The 15,639-nt window shown below is 63.4% G+C and carries 15 protein-coding genes; all 15 read left to right on the forward strand.

Annotation, left to right across the window (positions count from 1 at the left end; genetic code table 11):
• Window positions 1–77 precede the first annotated feature (77 nt).
• The 15 genes from fliD (at window position 78) to ACVOLQ_RS01095 (ending at window position 15,620) form a co-directional block, all read left to right on the forward strand.
• Window positions 78–1,436 (forward strand): flagellar filament capping protein FliD, encoded by a 1,359-nt coding sequence (gene fliD / locus ACVOLQ_RS01025; protein ID WP_481526760.1) that lies wholly within the window; start codon window positions 78–80, stop codon window positions 1,434–1,436.
• Window positions 1,437–1,515: 79 nt separating this feature from the next.
• Window positions 1,516–1,938: a flagellar export chaperone FliS gene (gene fliS, locus ACVOLQ_RS01030; protein ID WP_313172101.1), complete on the forward strand. Its 423-nt coding sequence runs from the start codon at window positions 1,516–1,518 to the stop codon at window positions 1,936–1,938.
• Window positions 1,938–2,249 (forward strand): hypothetical protein, encoded by a 312-nt coding sequence (locus ACVOLQ_RS01035; protein ID WP_313172103.1) that lies wholly within the window; start codon window positions 1,938–1,940, stop codon window positions 2,247–2,249. The genes fliS and ACVOLQ_RS01035 overlap by 1 nt, the downstream gene beginning before the upstream one ends.
• The gene (locus tag ACVOLQ_RS01040) at window positions 2,246–2,815 is read left to right on the forward strand and encodes a PilZ domain-containing protein (RefSeq protein WP_313172105.1); all 570 of its coding nucleotides are present in this window, start codon (window positions 2,246–2,248) and stop codon (window positions 2,813–2,815) included. The genes ACVOLQ_RS01035 and ACVOLQ_RS01040 overlap by 4 nt, the downstream gene beginning before the upstream one ends.
• A gap of 78 nt (window positions 2,816–2,893) precedes the next feature.
• A complete protein-coding gene (locus ACVOLQ_RS01045) occupies window positions 2,894–3,526 on the forward strand; it encodes a response regulator (protein WP_313492855.1) in 633 nt (210 codons plus the stop codon).
• Between the two features lie 262 nt (window positions 3,527–3,788).
• Window positions 3,789–5,198, forward strand: a complete 1,410-nt coding sequence (rpoN, locus tag ACVOLQ_RS01050; protein ID WP_313172107.1) for an RNA polymerase factor sigma-54 — start codon at window positions 3,789–3,791, stop codon at window positions 5,196–5,198.
• A gap of 14 nt (window positions 5,199–5,212) precedes the next feature.
• Complete coding sequence (locus ACVOLQ_RS01055) at window positions 5,213–5,593, forward strand: response regulator (RefSeq protein WP_313172108.1); 381 nt, start codon at window positions 5,213–5,215, stop codon at window positions 5,591–5,593.
• A complete protein-coding gene (locus ACVOLQ_RS01060; protein ID WP_481526761.1) occupies window positions 5,586–7,076 on the forward strand; it encodes a sigma-54 dependent transcriptional regulator in 1,491 nt (496 codons plus the stop codon). The genes ACVOLQ_RS01055 and ACVOLQ_RS01060 overlap by 8 nt, the downstream gene beginning before the upstream one ends.
• A gap of 166 nt (window positions 7,077–7,242) precedes the next feature.
• On the forward strand, window positions 7,243–8,013 hold the full coding sequence (rfbF, locus tag ACVOLQ_RS01065; RefSeq protein ID WP_313492820.1) for a glucose-1-phosphate cytidylyltransferase: 771 nt from the start codon (window positions 7,243–7,245) through the stop codon (window positions 8,011–8,013).
• Window positions 8,004–9,068, forward strand: coding sequence for a CDP-glucose 4,6-dehydratase (gene rfbG / locus ACVOLQ_RS01070; protein ID WP_481526762.1), 1,065 nt, complete (start codon window positions 8,004–8,006; stop codon window positions 9,066–9,068). Before rfbF ends, rfbG begins: the two co-directional genes overlap by 10 nt.
• Window positions 9,065–10,411: a lipopolysaccharide biosynthesis protein RfbH gene (gene rfbH, locus ACVOLQ_RS01075; RefSeq protein ID WP_481526763.1), complete on the forward strand. Its 1,347-nt coding sequence runs from the start codon at window positions 9,065–9,067 to the stop codon at window positions 10,409–10,411. The genes rfbG and rfbH overlap by 4 nt, the downstream gene beginning before the upstream one ends.
• Entirely contained in the window at window positions 10,408–11,571 is a 1,164-nt protein-coding gene (locus ACVOLQ_RS01080; RefSeq protein WP_481526764.1) for an acyltransferase, read from the forward strand. Before rfbH ends, ACVOLQ_RS01080 begins: the two co-directional genes overlap by 4 nt.
• Window positions 11,568–13,388, forward strand: coding sequence for a thiamine pyrophosphate-binding protein (locus tag ACVOLQ_RS01085; protein ID WP_481526765.1), 1,821 nt, complete (start codon window positions 11,568–11,570; stop codon window positions 13,386–13,388). Before ACVOLQ_RS01080 ends, ACVOLQ_RS01085 begins: the two co-directional genes overlap by 4 nt.
• The gene (locus ACVOLQ_RS01090) at window positions 13,385–14,488 is read left to right on the forward strand and encodes an FkbM family methyltransferase (protein WP_313172122.1); all 1,104 of its coding nucleotides are present in this window, start codon (window positions 13,385–13,387) and stop codon (window positions 14,486–14,488) included. Before ACVOLQ_RS01085 ends, ACVOLQ_RS01090 begins: the two co-directional genes overlap by 4 nt.
• Window positions 14,489–14,525: 37 nt before the next feature.
• Window positions 14,526–15,620 (forward strand): N-acetylneuraminate synthase family protein, encoded by a 1,095-nt coding sequence (locus ACVOLQ_RS01095; protein ID WP_481526766.1) that lies wholly within the window; start codon window positions 14,526–14,528, stop codon window positions 15,618–15,620.
• Window positions 15,621–15,639 lie beyond the last annotated feature (19 nt).

The following is a 15,639-nucleotide window of genomic DNA, read 5'->3' on the forward strand; positions in this document are numbered from 1 at the left end:
GCCTAAAGTTGTTGGGCAGGCGTGCCGATACAAGGGATAGCTGCGCAGGCGTCCCACAGCCTAGACCAAGGAAACACATGGCCACCTCCTCTCTCGCTGCTGTTGGCTCCGGCCTCGACATCCCCACCATCGTCGCCAAGCTGGTGGCTGCCGAGCGCAAACCTGCCGACAACCGCATCAACTCCCAGGGTACGGCGGCCACCGCCAAGCTGTCGGCGTTGGGCAACATCAAGAGCTCGTTGAGCGGCTTGCAGTCCTCGCTGGAGGCCATGGTCAAGAGTGCTGATATCCGCGCCTTCAAGGCCACGGTGCCGGAAGGTGCAGGCTTCAGTACCAACATCATCACCGATCCAAGCACCGGCAAGACCCTGGCAACAGCGGGCACCTACAATGTCGAAGTGCTCAGCCTGGCAACCACCCAGAAGCTGAGCTCCGGCGCGTTTGCTGCCGATGCGCCGGTGGGCGACGGAAAGCTGACGTTTGCGTGGGACGACCAGACCCTCGACGTGGATATTGCCGAGGGGGCGACGCTGACCGAGATTGCCGCCGCCATCAACTCGGCCGCAAACGGCAAGGGCGTCAACGCCACCATCATTACCGCAAGCGATGGCCAGCATCTGGTGATGAATGCGGTCAATGCCGGCACCGAGGGTGCGCTGAAGGTCAGCGCCAGCGGCGGCAATGGCGGTCTGTCGGCGTTGACCTGGGATGGCAGTGCCGGTGGCATGGCCCAGACCACCGCCGCCACCAATGCCAAGGTCCGCGTGGATGGCTTCGAGCGTGAATCCAGCAGCAATTCCATTACCGACATCATTCCCGGCGTCACCCTCAACCTGAGCAAGGCTGAGGTCGGCACCACCCGCACGCTGACTGTGGCGCAGGACAACTCGCCGCTGAAGATCAACCTGCAGGCGTTCATCAGCGCCTACAACGCGACCACCAGCCTGCTGAAAAGCTCGACCAGTTACGACGCCACCAACAACAAGGCGTCCACGCTGACCGGCGATTCCATGATCCGCGGCCTGCAGCAGCAGATGCGCAGCCAACTCAGCGCAAATGTCGTTGATCTGAAAGCGCTTGGGGTGGCGATCAACAAGGACGGCACGCTCAGCTTCAGCAGCACCACCTTCGACAAGACCGTGGCGGAGAATCCGGGCGCCGCGCAGGCCCTGCTGGGCAGCAAGGGCAGCCTGTCCAGCGGCGTGACCAGCATGCTCAAGAGCAATCTGGACAGCCAGGGCACCCTTACCCTGCGTACCGACTCGCTGAACAAGCAGATCAAGAAGCTTGAATCGGACCTGGATGCGCTCGATGCGCGCATGGAGAAGGTAGCTGAGCGTTACACCAAGCAGTTCACTGCAATGGACACGCTGGTTGCGCAGATGCAGAGCACCAGCAACTACCTTGCGCAGCAGCTGGCAGCCAAGTCCAAGTAATCGCGATACCGCGACAATCACCCACCCCGGCCGCCATGCCCAACGCACATGGCGACCGACAACAAGGAGTCCCATCCACATGTACGGTGCCAACCGCCACTATGCCGAGCAATACCGCAAGGTCGGCGTTTCCAGCCGTGTCGTCGATGCGGACCCCCATCGCCTGGTCGCCCTGCTGCTCGAGGGCGCCGGTGAGCGCATCCGCCGCGCGGAGGCCTGCCTGGCCAGCGGTGACCAGGCCTTGAAGGGCAAGGCCATCGGCGAAGCCTGTGCCATCATTGGTCACCTCAACGGCTCCCTGGACCATGAGGCCGGTGGCGATGTCGCCAGCAATCTGTCGGCACTGTACGAGTACGTATTGCACCGCTTGACCGAAGGCAATCTGAACAATGACGCCAACGCCCTGCAGGAGTCCTTGGCACTCATGAGTGAGATCGAATCCGCCTGGAACGCGATCCCGTCCGAACAACGCGCCATGCCGGCGGCCACGGGAGCGCGCTGATGACCGATACCGCCAGCCAGATGCTTCAGGCCCTGCATGCGGATCTGGACGCACTGAAGAATGCCATCAACGCCGAGGATCATGCTGCCGCCGAACAGATCGTCGCCACCCACGATCAGCGCCTGCGCAGTTACATCCAGGACAACGGTGCAGCCGGCAGTGCCGATGCGCTGCAGGCGCTGCTGGCACAACAGCATGCAGTGGCTGACAGGATGCGCGAGCTGCGTGACGAGGCTGCCCTGCACCTGCGCGCCGAACGTCAATCCACGCGTGCCGCCAGCGCGTATCTCCAGGCCGGAACGCTGGCATGAACACCCCCGGCATCACTCATCCTGCAGAAACCGAGCTGTTCGACGACACGCTCAGTTGTGAGCTGTCGCTGCCAGTGATGTTTGAAGCCAATGCCCGGATCACCCGCCCGGGCAGCGCCGAGATGCTCCTGCGCAGCGTCGCGCTGGTGGAAGATGCGCGAAATCTGGATGACAGCGACGAGCGTGGCGACAACAGCCAGCAACTGCAGCGGCTGGAGGCACGCCTGGACCTGACCCTGGTTCTGTTGGGGCGCCTGCTGCAACGCGAACTGCCGTCCGTGACCGCCAGCCAGCTGCGCTGGTCACGCCTGGGCCTGCGGCTGCAGCGTGACCAACTGGGCGGCTTCGCCCCGGGTACCGAGGGCGTGGTCAGCCTGCAGCCTGCTGAATGGCTGCCCGACACCATCGAACTGCCGGTTCTTGTCGTGGCCGAGGCACAGACGGCGCAAGGTGTGCAGTTGTGGCTGCGCCTGCATACGCAGAATGATGCGTTGCTGGCAGCGGTTGAACGTCACCTGTTCCGCCTGCATCGCAAGCAGATTGCAGATAGTCGCCGCAACCGATGACCTCGTTGCGACTTTGTGCTCTGGCGCCTGGGTCGCCGCTCCGCTAAGGTGCAGCCTTCTGATATGACCCGGGGTCCTGTGCGCCTTCTTATCGTCGACGACCACACCCTGGTCCGTGCCGGGCTCACCCGCCTGCTGCAGACATTTGACGGGATCCAGGTGGTGGCCGAGGCCAGCAATGCCGAGCAGGCGCTGGAAATGGCATTGTTCCACGTTCCGGACCTGATCCTGCTGGACCTGTCCCTGCCCGGTCGTTCGGGTCTCGAAGCGCTGAGCGATATCCGCCAGCGGCTGCCGCACGCGCGCGCGGTGATGATGTCCATGCACGACGATGCGGCACATGTGCGCGATGCGCTGGACCGTGGTGCGGTTGGCTTTCTGGTCAAGGATGCTGCGCCGGCTGAACTGGAACTGGCGCTGCGCGCGGCCCACGCCGGCCAGGTTTTCCTGAGCCCGCAGATTTCGGCGAAGATGCTTGCGCCCTTGATGGGCAAGGAGCGCGCGACCGGCATCGGCAGCTTGTCGCCACGGCAGAAGCAGATCCTGCGCCGTCTTGGCACCGGCCAGACCACCAAGGAAATCGCGGCCGATCTTGGCATCAGCATCAAGACGGTGGAAACCCATCGGGCACGAATGATGGAATCGCTGGGCTGTCGGCGCGCCAACGACCTGCTCCTGCTCGCATTGCGCCACGAAAATGACCTTGCCTGACGCCACAGCCTCGCTAAAAGCCTGACTGCGTCACGAAATCGGAAATCCGTCGCCTCGCGCACGGATTCAATTAAAATCAATGGCTTACATAATTCTCGTGCAAAAGGCGCGTCAATAAATCGGCACAATGTAGGGGTATCACCTACAGCACGTAGGGCGGCCATCGACAGCTATAGGGTCAGCACCTATTACCGCCCCGACATGAAGCACGCAAGATGCGTTCCACAACGCGCCCATCGACCGGGGCGCACCGGGGAAACGCATGAAAGCCGCACTGTCTGCCCAGCTGGGCCAGCAACTCCATCTCACGCCCGCACTGCTGCAATCGATTCGACTGCTGCAGCTCAACGGCATGCAGTTGGAACAAGAAGTCCGCCAGGCCCTGGAGAGCAACCCACTGCTGGAGCTGCAGGAGCAGGCGGAAGACGCGCCGGTAGCGACCGACACCGACGCTGCGCAGACCGAGATCGCGGCGTTTGACGAACTCCCCGAAAGTACGCTTTGGGATGTGCCGGGCGCCAGCTGGAATGCCGATGACGAAGACCGCATGGCCCGCGTTGCCGCCGGCGAGTCCAGCGATCCGCAGCTGCGTATCCTCAATGCCCTCGCCTACGAGTTGAACGATGCCGATCTGGCCGTTGTCAGCTTCTGGCTGGAGCATTGCGATGAAGCCGGCTACCTGCAGGCACCACTGGCCCAGTTGACGCAGCTGGCCAGTGCCCGCCTGGACCGTACCAGCACCGATGTTGAACGCCTGCGCCAGCGCTTGCTGCAGGGCGAACCGGCCGGCATGGCAGCGGTGGACCTGCGCGAATGCCTGCAGGCCCAGCTCTCCGCCCTGCCCGGCCGGGTTGCGGCCCGCCATCTGGCGCAGCGCCTGCTCGACGCCGATATGCAGCTGCTGGCAAGTCACGACTACCCTGCCCTGGCCCGCGCCCTGGATGTCGATGTTGCCGACGTCCATGAAGCGTTCCGCCTGGTGTTGTCGCTGCAGCCCCGTCCCGGCGACTGCCTGCTGCCGCAGCAGGAGCTGGCGGTGATCCCGGATGTGGTCGCCTGGCACGCCGATGGCCAATGGCGCGTCGCGTTGAACCCTGCAACCACGCCGCGGTTGGCGATCAACAGCAGCTACGAACGCGTGGTCGCCGACAGCAATGGCGAGGCAGCCCAGCCGCTGCGCGAAATGCTGCAGGAAGCACGCTGGCTGACCCGCGGCCTGTCGATGCGCTATGACACCCTGCTGCGCACCGCACGGGTCATCATCGAGCGCCAGGCCGCGTTCCTGGTCAACGGCGACGAGTCGATGGCGCCACTGACCCTGAAGGAAGTGGCCGACCTGATCGGCATGCACGAATCCACCGTTTCGCGTATCACCTCGGGCAAGTACCTGCAGACACCGCGCGGCACGTTTGAACTGAAGCATTTCTTCGCGGTGCGCCTGGAAGGCGCCAGCGTCTCCGGCCAGGCGGTCAAGGCCATGGTCAAGCGCCTGATCGACGCCGAACCGGCCGCCCGCCCGCTTGCCGACGAGGCCATTGCCGGCCTGTTGTCGCGACAAGGAGTGAACATCGCACGCCGGACCGTCGCAAAATACCGCGAACAGCTTGATATCGCCCCCGCCCGCGAACGTCGCCGGCAGAGCAGCAAGCCCCAGCTGGCCCGTGTGGGCTGAGACCAAGGATCCCCATGAACAAGCTCACCGTAGTGCTGGTCGACGACCACGAAGGCTTCATCAACGCCGCCATGCGTCACTTCCGCAAGATCGACTGGCTGGAAGTGGTAGGCAGCGCCGCCAACGGCCTGGAAGCCATTGAACGTTCCGAGACACTGCGCCCACAAGTGGTGCTGATGGATCTGGCGATGCCGGAAATGGGCGGCCTGCAGGCCACGCGACTGATCAAGACCCAGGACCAGCCGCCCTACATCGTGATCGCCAGTCACTTCGACGACGCCGAACACCGTGAACATGCACTGCGCGCCGGTGCCGATAACTTTGTCAGCAAACTGTCCTACATCCAGGAAGTCATGCCGATCCTGGAAGGGCTGAAGGTACAAGAAGATGAGTGAGTCCCGCATCCTGGTGATCGATGCCGACGGCATGCGCGCCGAGCGCACCTTGGCCCTGCTGGAGTTCATGGACTTCAACCCGCGCTGGGTCAGCGAGGCACAGGACATCGACGTCAGCCGGCACCGCAGCAATGACTGGATGGCCGTGGTGGTTGGCACGCTTGAAGATGCCGACCGCGCCGCCGGCTTCTTCACCTGGCTGGCCGGCACATCGCTGCCACCGCCGATCCTGCTGGCCGAAGGCGATCCGTTGGCGTTCTCCCGCCACTATGGCCTGCACGAAGCCAACGTCTGGCCCTTGGAGCAGCCGATGCGCCATGCGCAGATGGAAGCGCTGCTGCGCCGTGCCAGCCTCAAGCGACTGGATGCCGAACACCAGGCCGACAACGCCGGTGACAGCGGCCCCACCGGGCACAGCCCAGCGGTCACCGAGCTGCGCCAGCTGATCGAGCAGGTCTCCAATTTCGATACCACCGTATTGGTGCTGGGCGAATCCGGTACCGGCAAGGAAGTCGTGTCACGTGCCATCCACCAGCGCTCGCCGCGCCGCGACGGTCCGTTCATTGCCATCAACTGTGGTGCGATTCCACCGGATCTGCTCGAGAGCGAATTGTTCGGCCATGAGAAGGGTGCCTTCACCGGTGCGCTGAGCGCACGCAAGGGGCGCTTTGAAATGGCCGAAGGCGGCACGCTGCTGCTGGACGAAATAGGCGACATGAGCCTGCCTATGCAGGTAAAGCTGCTGCGCGTGCTGCAGGAACGCAGCTTCGAGCGCGTCGGCGGCAACCAGACCATCCGCTGCAACGTCCGCGTCATTGCCGCGACCCATCGTGATCTGGAGTCCCGTATCACCGATGGCAAGTTCCGCGAGGATCTGTTCTACCGCCTCAACGTGTTCCCGATCGAAGTCCCCGCGCTGCGGGAGCGCGCCAGCGATCTGCCGATGCTGGTGGAAACCATCGCCACCCAGCTCGCCCGCACCGGCCGTGGCGAGGTTCGCTTCGCTCAGGAGGCCTTGCAGGCACTTGCCAGCTACAACTGGCCGGGCAACGTGCGTGAGCTGACCAACCTGGTTGAACGCCTGGCTGTGCTGCACCCCGGTGGAACCGTTCGCGTGCAGGACCTGCCCAGTCGCTATCGCGGCGACCAGGCCAATCTTGCAGCGGCTGCGAACCATGATGACGAACGTCCGATGCTGCTTGGAAAGGCAGCGGCAGCCCCCGCACAACCGGCCATTGCGGCCACCGGCCTCATCAACAAGATCGCCGCGGCCGACAACGGCAACCAGTTGCCCAGCGAAGGCCTGGACCTGCGCGACCATATGGCCAGCATCGAGCTGACCCTGATCAATGAAGCGCTTGAGCGCACCCAGGGCGTGGTTGCCCATGCAGCCCAACTGCTTGGCCTGCGCCGGACCACGCTGGTGGAAAAGCTGCGCAAGTACGGTATCGAGCGTGATTCGGTCGAAGCCACCGGCCACTAGGTAAACGCAGCCGGCGAAGCCCTCGCCGGCCCACCACTCCGCCGTGCAAAGCGATGCACTCTTACGTGCGTCGGTGATGCTGGCTGCCTCTTCCACGGCACGAATCTTGCACCTTCCGCCCTGTCACTCATCGCCGCGCCCGCACATGAAGCCTGCCGTTACTGGAATGAAAGCCGTCATCCTTGCCGGAGGCCTGGGTACCCGCATCAGCGAGGAATCCCACCTGCGTCCCAAGCCGATGATCGAGATCGGTGGCAAGCCGATCATCTGGCACATCATGAAGCTCTACACCCACTTCGGCATAACCGATTTCGTGGTGTGCCTTGGCTACAAGGGCTATGTGATCAAGGAGTACTTCGCCAACTACTTCCTGCACATGTCCGATGTCACCTTCGACATGGCCGAGAACCGCATGCAGATCCACAACCGCCACGCCGAGCCCTGGCGGGTGACGCTGGTCGATACCGGTGACAGTACCGCTACCGGCGGACGTTTGAAGCGCGCACGCGACTACCTTGGCGACGACACGTTCTGCCTTACCTATGGCGACGGCGTCGCCGACATCGATCTTGCCGCTCTGGTCGATTTCCATCGCGGTCACGGCCGCCTGGCAACGGTGACCGCGGTACAGCCTCCCGGTCGCTTTGGTGCCTTGGCCATCAGCGGTACGCAGGTCGGCGGCTTCAAGGAAAAGCCATTGGGCGATGGCGCCTGGATCAATGGGGGCTTCTTCGTGCTGGAGCCGGGTGTGTTCGACTACATCCAGGGCGATGCGACCACATGGGAACAGGAGCCGATGCGGCAGTTGGCCGAGGACAGCCAGCTGATGTCTTTCCTGCATCATGGTTTCTGGCAGCCGATGGATACCTTGCGTGACAAGACCCTGCTGGAGGAGCGCTGGTCGCAGGGCAAGGCGGAGTGGAAGCTGTGGCAGTAACCCCGGAGTTCTGGCGCGGCCGCCGCGTACTGCTCACCGGTCACACCGGCTTCAAGGGTGGCTGGCTGGCACTGTGGCTGCAGCATATGGGGGCGCAGGTGCAGGGCTATGCCCTGCCCGCGCCGCGCGGTGATTCATTGTGGCAAGCAGCCCGCCTTGACCAACTGATCGCTGGCGAGCTGGCTGACATCCGTGATCCGCAGCGCCTGGCTGCAGCACTGCACGCACAGCAGCCGGAGCTGATCCTGCACCTTGCCGCGCAGCCGCTGGTGCGCGAATCCTACCGCGCGCCGGTGGATACCTGGTCGACCAATGTCACCGGCACGCTCAATCTGCTGGAAGCCGTGCGTCAATGCGACAGCGTCCGCGCCGTCGTGGTGGTCACCACCGACAAGTGCTATGACAACCGCGAATGGGTCTGGCCTTACCGTGAGCAGGATCCGCTGGGCGGCCACGACCCCTACAGCAGCAGCAAGGCGGCCGTCGAGCTGCTGTGTGCTTCCTGGCGCGCGTCCTATCTGAAGGCCCAAGGGGTCGCGTTGGCCACCGCCCGCGCTGGAAACGTCATCGGCGGCGGCGACTGGTCGCCAGAACGCCTGTTGCCCGATGTCCTGCGCCAATGGCAGCAACAGCAACCTGTCACCCTGCGCTACCCCGGTGCAACCCGTCCCTGGCAGCACGTGCTTGAACCCCTGCACGGCTATCTGTTGTTGGCCCAGGCCTTGCTGCAGCACCGGGAAGGTGCGGATTCGGCGTGGAACTTCGGCCCGGATGCGGCGGATGTCGCCAGTGTCGGCACGGTCGTGGAGCAACTGGCCCAGCTCTGGCCCGGCGAAGCGCGCTGGCAGCTTGAGGCCGCGGAACAACCGCACGAAGCCGGCTTGCTGGCGCTGGATTCGGCCAAGGCACGGCACTTGCTTGCATGGAAGCCAACCTGGTCGTTGTCGCAGGCCCTGGCGCAGACCGTGCGCTGGCATCAGGCATGGCAGGCCGGCGAAGACATGCAGCGCCATACCCTCACCCAGATCGAAGATTTCCAGAACAGCACGCGATGAACCACGACGAACTCCAGCTACGCCATCAGATTGCCGAACTGGTCGGGCAATACGCCGACCGCTACCTTGCGCCTTCGCCGTTTGTCCCCGGCAGCAGCACGGTTGCACCGTCGGGCAAGGTGATCGGTGGCACCGAGCTGAAGTCGATGATGGAGGCGGTGCTGGATGGCTGGTTGACCACCGGCCGCTTCAACGACGCTTTCGAGAAGAAGCTGGCGCGCTACCTCGGCATGCGCAATGTGCTGACCACCAACTCGGGTTCCTCGGCCAACCTGCTGGCATTCTCGACATTGACATCACCGCGCCTGGGCGAGCGCGCCATTGGCAAGGGCGATGAAGTCATCGGCGTTGCCGCCGGCTTCCCGACCACGGTAAACCCGATCCTCCAGTGCGGCGCGGTGCCGGTGTTCGTGGACGTCGAGCTGGGCACCTACAACGTCAATGCCGAGCTGATCGAAGCGGCGATCACCCCGCGTACCCGCGCGATCATGCTTGCCCACACCCTGGGCAATCCGTTCAACCTGGGCGTGGTGCGCGAGCTGTGCGACCGCCATGGTCTGTGGTTGATCGAAGACTGCTGCGACGCGCTCGGCTCCACCTACAACGGCAAACTGGTTGGCAGCTTTGGCGACATCGGCACGCTGAGCTTCTACCCGGCCCACCACATCACCATGGGCGAGGGTGGCGCAGTGTTCACCAGCTCGCCGCGGCTGAAGCGCATCATCGAATCATTCCGCGACTGGGGCCGCGACTGCTACTGCGCGCCGGGCACCGACAACACCTGCGGGCAGCGCTTTGACTGGCAGCTAGGCGGGCTGCCTGAAGGCTACGACCACAAGTACACCTACTCACACCTCGGCTACAACCTGAAGATCACCGATATGCAGGCCGCCTGTGCGTTGGCACAGATGGACCGCCTGGAAGGCTTCATCGCCGCGCGCAGGCGCAACTTCGGCTGGCTGCATCAGCGCCTGTCCGGCAGCACCGATCAGCTGATTCTTCCGCACGCTACGTCCGGCAGCGACCCATCGTGGTTCGGCTTCCCGATCACCCTGCGTGATGGCAGCGGCGTAGTGCGCGAAGACCTGTTGCGTCACCTGGACAGCCACAAGATCGGCACACGCCTGCTGTTTGCCGGCAACCTGACCCGCCAGCCTTACATGCAGGGCCAGAACTACCGGGTCAGCGGCGACTTGCCGGTGACCGACAAGGTGATGAAGGACACCTTCTGGATCGGCCTGTGGCCGGGGCTGAGCGAAGACCAGCTTGAGCACGCCGCCAGCTGCATCGAGAGCGGTCTGGCCGGCGCGGCCATCCCGACGCGTGCCAGGGTATCGGCGTGAGCTACGTCGCCCCTATCCCCGCGAGCAGCATTCCGCGCGAACAGATCCGCCAAGCGGGCACCGTCGTGGTCATGGGTGCAGGCAACATGCTGCAGATGGTCGAGCCCTGGCTTGTTGCCAATTTCGCGCCTGCCCATATCACCGACAACCGTCCCGAAGCCGCGCAGCGATACCCCCGCTACCAGTACGTGGCGCCGCATCTGCTGCGCACGCTGGATCGCCCCTTCGTCATTGTCACCACCTCTCGTACCTTCTATCCGGAGATAAGCGCGCAACTGACCGCACTTGGCGTTGCGCATTGCCTGCTGGACGACATCCGTGGCGTGCACGCGGATATCTACCCGGTCATCGATGTGGCCTCGTTGGCAGCGCCCTACTCGGACGCGTATGGCAACAGCATCACCTGGGACGGCGAGATTCCGCCCAGGCTGAGCGTCCGCTTCGGACGCGATGGCAAGGATGGACGGCAGCCATTGATGGCACGCGACAACAGCCTGCGAATCGGCGCAGGCTGCCATTTCAACGGCAGCAACAAGATCACCTTCCTGGGTGATGGCTCCCGCGTTGCCTTGGGGGCGGGAACCTGGATGGCCGGCGGCTTCAGCTTGACCGCCAGCAACAACGCGCGCTTCCAGAGCGGTGCGCGCTGCACCTTCGAAGCCCTGAACGCCGATGTCCATGAAGGCGAAATCACGCTGGGCGACGACTGCATGGTCTCGGTACAGGTGCACCTCCAGCAGACTGACTCGCACCCGATCTTTGACGCCCGCAACGGCGAACGCATCAATCGAGGCAAGCACATCCGGATCGGCAATCACGTCTGGATTGGCTACCAGGCCTTCCTGCTCGGCGGCTGCCAGATCGGCGACGACTGCATCGTTGGCGCACGCGCGGTGAGCGCGGGCAAGTTCAGCCGGGGCACGGTTCTTGCTGGCAATCCCGCAAGGGTGATCCGTGACAACGTCACCTGGCGCAAAGACGAGTTGACCTGCTCTCCGGCCCTGCACCACCTGTCGGACTGCAGACCAGGCCCGACACCCGAGAACCAGTCATCCGCAGGAATATCCATGGACATCGTTGGAGCAGCCCCCACCTCACTTCACGTCGACATCAGCAACACGCTGGTCAACGCGCACGCCCAGCTGGACGTGCAACCATGAACGGTGCGCAGAAGCCCACGGTGTCCATGCAGGTTGCCGACTGGTTGGCAGATCAGGGCGTGGAGCAGGTGTTCGCTGTCACCGGCGGTGGTGCCATGTTCCTGAACCAGGCACTGGGAACAAATCCGCGGCTGCGCTGCGCATACATGCACCATGAACAGGCCTGTGCGATGGCAGCCGAGGGCTATGCACGCGTTGCGGGCAAGCCCGCCGTGGTCAACGTGACCACCGGGCCTGGCGGCATCAATGCACTGAATGGCGTGTTTGGCGCGTTCACCGATTCCATTCCCATGCTGGTCCTGTCTGGCCAGGTAAAGCGCGAAACGGCCTTGGATCACCGGCCGATCGCAGGCCTGCGCCAGCTGGGCGACCAGGAGGCGCCGATCGTGGCGATGGCCTCGCCTGTCTGCAAACGCGCCGTGGCCATCGGCGACCTCGCCGAGCTCGAGACGGAACTGCCGCATGCATTCGCGCTCGCCAGCCAGGGTCGGCCTGGCCCGGTCTGGCTGGACATCCCGCTGGACCTGCAAGGTACGGTCGCTGACCTGACCTTCCCGGCAATCGCCAATGACGGCGCAGCACTGCCGTCCGCCCAGCTACGCGACGACTGCAGGCACATTGCCGAACGCCTGCTCGCCGCGCACCGCCCGCTCATTCTGGCGGGCACCGGCGTAAGGCTCGGTGCCGCCGAAGCCGCGTTGCTTGCCTTCGCCGAACGCCATGGCATCCCCGTGGCCACCGCATGGACCCACGACCTGATTGCCAGCGACCACCCCTTGTTCGCCGGACGGCCCGGCACCATCGGCACCCGTCCCGGCAACTTCGCGGTGCAGAACGCAGACCTGGTGATCACCATCGGCTCACGTTTGAACATCCGCCAGACCAGCTACAACTGGGAGGCGTTCGCTGCTCGCGCCTATACCGTGCATGTCGACATCGACCAGGCCGAACTGGACAAGCCCAGCCTGCGCACGGACCTGCGCGTCAACACCGACGCAGGCACCTTCCTGTCCACCCTGCAGGCCGAACTTGAAGGCACCGTATTGCCGGACTATGCACCGTGGGCCAGCTGGCTGCGCGGCCTGCGCTCGCGCTTCCCTGCAATCACCCCTGCCCAGCAGCAGTCGCCTTCGATCAATCCCTACGCCTTGGTCGAGCGCATCTTCCAGCAGCTACGTGCCGACGACATCGTGGTCTGTGGCAACGCCTCGGCCTGCATCCTGCCCTTCCAGGTAGGCAAGCTGCAGGCGCAGCAACGCATGTTCAGCAATTCCGGCTCGGCTTCGATGGGCTATGACCTACCGGCCGCAATCGGCGCCGCACTGGCGGCACCCGAGCGCCGGGTGATCTGCTTCGCTGGCGACGGCAGCCTGCAGATGAACGTGCAGGAACTGCAGACCCTGCGCACGCTGGGCCTGAATGTGGTGATCGTCGTGCTCGACAACCAGGGCTATCTGTCGATCCGTCAGACCCACGAGAACTTCTTCGGCACCGTGGTTGGCGCCACCGCGCAGAGCGGCGTCGAGTTTCCCGACTACACACGCCTCGCTGCCGCCTACGGCATCCGCACGATGGCAGTGCATGGACCCGAGCAACTGCCGTTACTGGATTCCGCGCTCGTCGACGATGGTCCCATGCTGCTGCACGTGCATGTTGACCCACGGCAGGAGTTCGAACCGCGGATCAAATCGCGTCGTGACGCCAGCGGCGCTTTCCACACACCGGAGCTTGACGACATGTTCCCGTTCCTGGACGTGGAGCAACTGCAGGAGATCCGTGCACAAGCCGCCGCAATCCGTCAGGCAGCGCAACCATGAACCCGCAGGCTTCAACGCTCCCGCCCGCGGACCAGGCCGCGCTCGCACACGCGCAGCGCGACGGCATCGTCATCATGGGCACCGGCGGCATGGCCAGCCAGCTCCATGAGGCGTGCCAGCAACTGGGTGTAAGCGTACATGCGTTCATCAGCAGCAACGTTGCAGCGAGCCAGCACCGCGGACTGCCCGTGCATGTACTTGCGCAACTCCCGCAAGCGTTGCTGGCTCACGAGGTCTGGATTGGCATTTTCAACCACGGCGACGATTCGGATCTCGTCAAGTTGCGTCGTCAATGCATGTCCGCCGGCTTCAGTCGCGTCCTGGTTCCGCAGCAGTACTACGCCCTGGTAGAAGCGCAGATGGGTTGGCGCTACTGGCTTGCGCCGTTGCACGCCTATGCGGCGCAGCAAGACGCCATTGCGCACGGACGCAAACTGTTGGCCGATACCGAAAGCACCATGGTATTCGATGCCATCCTGGATTTCAGGCGCGCCAATGAGCTGGATCAGGCGCTTCCACGTTCCGCCGGCCCGCAATACTTCCCTGCCGACCTGCAGCTCGTGCTGCCGCAGAATACCGGCATCTATCTCGACGGCGGCGCGTTTGATGGCGATACCGTCAGCCTGGCGGTGCAGCATCTTTCGCCGCGGCAGGTTCTTGCGTTCGAGCCGGACCCTGAAAACTTCCAGAAGCTCGCCGCGCGTGTTGCTGCCATCGACGTCGCCGCAACACTGTTTCCTCTGGGAATCTCCGATGCGGTTCGCTTCCTGCGTTTCCGTTCCGACAACGGCGCGGGCTGCGCAGTGGATGGCAGCGGTGACAGCCAGATACAGGTAGTGGCTATCGACAGCATCCTTTCCAGGCAGCAGGTGGATTTCATCAAGCTGGATATCGAAGGATGCGAGATAGAAGCCTTGCACGGTGCCCGCGAGCTTGTCGCCACCTGCAAACCCTTTCTCGCAATCGCCGGCTACCACCGCTGGGACGATCTGTGGCGCATCCCAACGCTGATTCACGCAATCAATCCCGACTATACGATCAAGCTCAGACTGCATTGCGCCAACAGCTTCGATGCGGTTTTCTACGCCTACAACGCCTGAGCCCGGCAACCACCTCTCCCCTATCAGAACCTGCATCATGCAAACCACCAATAAATTCTTCGAAGATCTGTTTGTCCTGGAACTGGCAAACAACCATTGGGGCAATCTTGCGCGTGGACTTGAGATTGTCAGGCAGTTTTCCGAGGTAGTCCGTGCAGGCAATGTGCGCGCGGCAATCAAACTGCAGTTCCGCGACGTCGATGCCTTTGTGCACAAGGACTACAAAACACGCAGCGACATCCGCTACGTGAAAAAGACCATGGACACCAAGCTCTCCATACCGGAGTTCGAGATCTTGGTGGAAGCCATCAAGGCCAGCGGTTGCATCGCAATGGCCACCCCGTTTGACGAGCGTTCGGTTGAATTGTGTGAAGCACTCGATTTTCCGATCATCAAGGTCGCCAGTTCAGATCTTGGCGACCATTCGCTGATCGAACGCATCGTCAAGACCGGCCGCCCGACCATCATCTCCACCGGGGGCGCCAACGAGCAGACGATTGATCGGGTGGTGCGCCAGTTCAGCGAGCGCGGAATTCCGCTGGCCATCAATCATTGCGTATCGCTGTATCCGTCCGAGGATAGCGAACTGGAGCTTAACCAGATCGACTACCTCCGCAACCGCTACCCGGCCCATGTGATTGGCCTGTCCACCCATGAGTACCATGACTGGAGCAGCTCGATGCTCATGTCCTATGCCAAGGGCGCACGCATCTGGGAACGTCATATCGACATCGAAGCCGATGGCATTCCAGTTTCCTCCTACTGCACGCTGCCCCATCAAGCCGCCGAGTGGTTCGCGGCTTACCACAAGGCGCGTGAGATGTGCGGTGGCTCCACCGCACAGCGACGCAAGCTGCCAAACCGCGAGATCAGCTATCTCGACAATCTGGTCCGCGGCGTCTATGCCAAGCGCGAGCTTCCTGCAGGCTACGTGGTGGAACCTTCGACGTTCGACAATGACTTCTACATGGCGGTGCCGCTATTGAAAGGCCAGCTTTCGTGCAGAGAAATACTGTCCGGCCTGACCCTGGCACAACCACTGGATGGCGATGCGGCATTGACCCTGGCAACCGTAGCGACAAGCGCGTTCAGCCGCGAGCAACACAGCCTGATTCTCGACCGCGGGCTGTAAGCGCATCCGAGTGCCGAGC

The sequence above is a fragment of the Stenotrophomonas sp. STEN031 genome (assembly GCF_056759975.1).

Coding starts and splice junctions, on each gene's coding strand:
- fliD (WP_481526760.1), top strand. CDS start 78: ATGGCCACCTCCTCTCTCGCTGCTGTTGGCTCCGGCCTCGACATCCCC.
- fliS (WP_313172101.1), top strand. CDS start 1,516: ATGTACGGTGCCAACCGCCACTATGCCGAGCAATACCGCAAGGTCGGC.
- ACVOLQ_RS01035 (WP_313172103.1), top strand. CDS start 1,938: ATGACCGATACCGCCAGCCAGATGCTTCAGGCCCTGCATGCGGATCTG.
- ACVOLQ_RS01040 (WP_313172105.1), top strand. CDS start 2,246: ATGAACACCCCCGGCATCACTCATCCTGCAGAAACCGAGCTGTTCGAC.
- rpoN (WP_313172107.1), top strand. CDS start 3,789: ATGAAAGCCGCACTGTCTGCCCAGCTGGGCCAGCAACTCCATCTCACG.
- ACVOLQ_RS01055 (WP_313172108.1), top strand. CDS start 5,213: ATGAACAAGCTCACCGTAGTGCTGGTCGACGACCACGAAGGCTTCATC.
- ACVOLQ_RS01060 (WP_481526761.1), top strand. CDS start 5,586: ATGAGTGAGTCCCGCATCCTGGTGATCGATGCCGACGGCATGCGCGCC.
- rfbF (WP_313492820.1), top strand. CDS start 7,243: ATGAAAGCCGTCATCCTTGCCGGAGGCCTGGGTACCCGCATCAGCGAG.
- rfbH (WP_481526763.1), top strand. CDS start 9,065: ATGAACCACGACGAACTCCAGCTACGCCATCAGATTGCCGAACTGGTC.
- ACVOLQ_RS01085 (WP_481526765.1), top strand. CDS start 11,568: ATGAACGGTGCGCAGAAGCCCACGGTGTCCATGCAGGTTGCCGACTGG.
- ACVOLQ_RS01090 (WP_313172122.1), top strand. CDS start 13,385: ATGAACCCGCAGGCTTCAACGCTCCCGCCCGCGGACCAGGCCGCGCTC.
- ACVOLQ_RS01095 (WP_481526766.1), top strand. CDS start 14,526: ATGCAAACCACCAATAAATTCTTCGAAGATCTGTTTGTCCTGGAACTG.